This window comes from Bradyrhizobium sp. cir1 (assembly GCF_014198245.1).
GTDB lineage: Bacteria > Pseudomonadota > Alphaproteobacteria > Rhizobiales > Xanthobacteraceae > Bradyrhizobium.
This window is the reverse complement of sequence record NZ_JACIHE010000058.1, coordinates 1-4,187: the sequence shown is the minus strand read 5'-3', so window position 1 is coordinate 4,187 and position 4,187 is coordinate 1. Positions and strand designations below refer to the sequence as shown.

1 protein-coding gene is annotated in these 4,187 nt (G+C 66.9%); it reads left to right on the top strand.

Going from position 1 to position 4,187, the window contains the following annotated elements; translation table 11 throughout:
- Positions 1 to 24: 24 nt before the first annotated feature.
- The coding region (locus GGD63_RS39775; RefSeq protein ID WP_246785838.1) for an amino acid adenylation domain-containing protein at positions 25 to 4,187 on the top strand (4,163 nt) is incomplete at its 3' end.

Sequence of the window (4,187 nt, the reverse complement as noted above, 5' to 3'; positions counted from 1 at the left end):
GGCGGGGCGGGCGCCGACCGCGCGATGGGCCTGTTCATCAACACCCTGCCGCTGCGGCTTGACCTTGACGGCACCGCCGTCGAGGCGAGCGTGCGGACCACGCATGCCCGGCTGGTCGAGCTCTTGGCGCACGAGCATGCCTCGCTGGCGCTGGCGCAACGCTGCCGCGCCGTTGCGGCGCCGGCGCCGCTGTTCAGCGCGCTGTTGAACTACCGCCACAACACGCCGGCGGCGGTCACCGCCTCCGCAGCCGATGATGCGCTGTCCGGCGTGGAATGGCTGGGCGAGGAGGAGCGCACCAACTATCCGCTGACCTTGTCGGTGGAGGATTTTGGCGAGGCGCTCGGGCTGACGGCGCAGGTGGTGGAGCCTATCTCGGCGGATCGGGTCTGCGGCCACATGCAGCGGGCGCTGGAGCAGCTGGCGGAGGCGCTGGAGCGGGCGCCGAGCACGCCAGTGCGGGAGCTGGACATCCTGCCACCTGACGAGCGGGCGTATCTGCTGGAGGAGCTGAACCGGACGGCGGCGGCCTATCCGTCGGAGCGGTGCATCCATGAGCTGTTCGAGGCCCAGGTGCGCCGTGCGCCGGATGCGGTGGCGGTGGTGTGCGCGGAGGAGCGCGTAAGCTATGGCGAGCTCAATGCGCACGCCAACCGCCTGGCGCATCATCTGATCGCAATTGGGGTGAAGCCGGACCAGCCGGTGGCGATCTGCCTGCAGCGCAGTCCGATGATGGTGGTGGGGCTGCTGGCGATCCTCAAGGCGGGGGGCGCCTATCTGCCGCTGGATCCGGCCTATCCGCCGGCGCGGCTGCGGCAGGTTATCGACGATGCGGCGCCGCGAGTGCTGCTGGCCGATGCAGCGGGGCGATCGGCGCTGGGCGACGATGCGCTACGCGATCTGACGGTGGTGGATCTGGCGGCGACGCCGGAATGGGCAAATCTGCCGGCGTCGGATCCGGACCCGCGTGCGCTCGGCCTGACCTCGCGCCATCTCGCCTATGTGATCTACACCTCCGGATCCACAGGCACCCCCAAGGGGGCACAGAATGAGCATCGGGCTATCGTTAATCGCCTGATCTGGATGCAGAACGCCTATGGTCTCAACGCAACTGATGTCGTGTTGCAGAAGACGCCATTTAGCTTCGATGTCTCGGCCTGGGAGTTCTTCTGGACCTTGCTTGAAGGGGCAACCCTGGTGCTGGCGCCGCCCGGTGCGCACAGAGATCCCGACGCATTGGTCGACTTGATTATCAACCAGCGAATTACGACGGTTCACTTCGTGCCATCCATGCTGGTCAGCTTTATAGATGCGAAGAGTGTTGACCGCTGCATATCGCTGGGACGAGTTTTATGCAGCGGCGAGGCGCTTCCTGCCGCCAGTGTGCATAAGGTTCGGCGCCTCTTGCCTTGGACGGCCCTGCACAATCTGTACGGTCCGACGGAAGCTGCGATCGACGTGACAGCGTGGAGTTGTCTGGCTGAGTTTGATGGCGCCATTGTCCCGATTGGCCGTCCGATTGCGAACACGCGGGTGTATCTGCTGGATGGTCATGGGGCACCAGTGCCGTTCGGGGCGGTGGGGGAGCTCTACATTGGCGGGGCGGGGGTGGCGCGCGGCTATCTGAACCGCCCTGAGCTGACAGCGGAGCGGTTCATCGCCAGTCCCTTTGTCGAGGGCGACCGGCTCTACCGGACCGGCGACCTGGCACGCTACCTGCCGGACGGCAATCTGGAGTTTTTGGGCCGCAACGACGACCAGGTGAAGATCCGCGGCTTTCGGATCGAGCCGGGCGAGATCGCGGCGCGGCTCCTCGAGCATCCGGCGGTGGGTGATGCAGTGGTGGTGGCGCGCGAGGATGGCTGCGGCGAGCAGCGTCTTGTCGGCTATGTGGTGTGTGCGCCCGAGGCGGCTTCGAACGGACAGGATGGCGGCGACCTTGCCGGCGCCTTGCGCGCGCACATAAGTGCGCACCTGCCGGACTACATGGTGCCATCGGCGTTCGTCCGGCTGGCGGCGCTGCCGCTGACGGCGAACGGCAAGCTGGACCGCAAGGCGCTGCCGGCGCCGGACGATGAGGCGTATGCGCATCGCGCCTATGAGCCGCCGCAAGGCGAGATCGAGACCACGCTGGCACAGATCTGGGCCGAGCTGCTCGGTGTGGAGCGGGTCGGACGCCACGACCACTTCTTTGCGCTCGGCGGGCACTCGCTGGTGGCGGTGCAGCTGTTGAGCCGGGTCTCGCAGGCCATTGGCTTCACACGGCCGCTGACCACGCTGTTTGCCAAACCGGTGCTGGCCGATCTGGCCGCGAGTATCATGGATGAGTTGAGCCGCTCCGGCGCGCAAGACCTGCCAGCCATTGCGCCGGTGTCGCGTGAAGCGCCGCTTGTGCTGTCGTTTGCCCAGCAGCGGCTGTGGTTTTTGGCGCAGCTGGATCAGAGCAGCACGAACTATCACATTCCGCTCGGGTGGCGGCTCAAGGGTGGGCTCGACCGCAGCGCCTGGCAGCGTAGCCTGGACCGTGTGTTGGCGCGCCATGAGGCGCTGCGCAGCGTGTTTGTCGCGCCGGAGGGCAAGCCCTGGGTGGAGCTGCTGCCGGAGGATGCGGGGCTGCCGGTTGTGGAGCACGATCTGCGGGACAGGCCGGATGCGGACGAGGCACTATTGGGTCTGTGCAGGGAAGAGGCGTGCACGCCGTTCGATCTGGCGCGTGGCCCGCTGATCCGTGGCCGGCTGATCCGGATCTCGGATGAGGAGCACGTCTTGCTGCTGACGCAGCATCACATTGTCTCGGATGGTTGGTCGCTGGGCGTGTTGGCGCGTGAACTCAGTCAGCTGTACCGGGCGTTCGTGGCCGGAGAAGGCGATCCGCTGCCGCCGCTTGCAATCCAGTATCCGGACTATGCCGCCTGGCAACGGCAGTGGCTGTCGGGCGCGCGGCTGCAGCGCCAGGCGCAGTATTGGCGCAACAATCTGTCTGGCGCGCCGGCCCGTCTGGCGCTGCCGACGGACCGGCCGCGGCCGGCGCAGCAGTCGTTTGCGGGGGCGACGGTCCCGATCGTTATTGATGCGGAGCTGACGCGGGAGCTGAAGCGGCTGGGCCTGCAGCAAGGCACGACGTTGTTCATGACGGTGCTGGCGGGGTGGGCTGCGGTGCTGTCGTATCTGTCGGGACAGGACGATCTTGCGATTGGCGTGCCGAGCGCTAATCGCGGTCGCCGCGAGATCGAAGAGCTGATCGGCTTCTTCGTCAACACCCTGGCGCTGCGGCTGGACCTGTCGGGCGAGCCGAGCGTGTCGGAGCTGTTGGAGCGGACGCGGCGCACGGCCTTGGGAGCGCAGGAGCACCAGGACCTGCCGTTCGAGCAGGTGGTGGAGATCGTGCAGCCGCCCCGGGCTCTTGATCACACGCCGTTGTTCCAGGTGATGCTGGCCTGGCAGAACAACGCCGCTGGGACGTTCGACCTTCCTGGGCTGATGGTGGAGGCGGCGGCAGACGGCTTCGATCAGGTCAAGTTCGATCTGGAGCTGAGCCTTGGCGAGCAGGGTGAGGTGATCGCTGGCACGCTGGGTTATGCCACGGCGCTGTTCGATCGCGCGACCATCGAGCGGCAGCGTGGTTATCTGCTGGCGCTGCTGCGGGCGATGGTTGCCGATGCGCAGCAAGCGGTCGGGCGGATTGAGCTGCTGCCAGCCAACGAGCGCGCATATCTGCTGGAGGAACTGAACCGGACGGCGGTGACGTATCCTGAGCAGCAGTGCATCCATGAGCTGTTTGAGGCGCAGGTGCAAAAAGCGCCGGAGGCGGTGGCGGTGGTCTATCAGGACCAGCGCGTCAGCTATGGCGAGCTCAATGCGCATGCCAACCAGCTGGCGCATCATCTGATCGGGCTCGGGGTGAAGCCGGATCAGCCGGTGGCGATCTGCGTTGCGCGCAGCGTGGCGATGGTGGTCGGGCTTTTGGCGATCCTCAAGGCGGGGGGCGCCTATCTGCCGCTGGACCCGGCCTATCCGCCGGCGCGGCTGCGGCAGGTTCTCGACGATGCGGCGCCGCGAGTGCTGCTGGCCGATGCAGCGGGGCGATCGGCTCTGGGCGACGATGCGCTACGCGATCTGACGGTGGTGGATCTGGCGGCGACGCCGGAATGGGCAAATCTGCCGGCGTCGGATCCGGACCCGCGTGC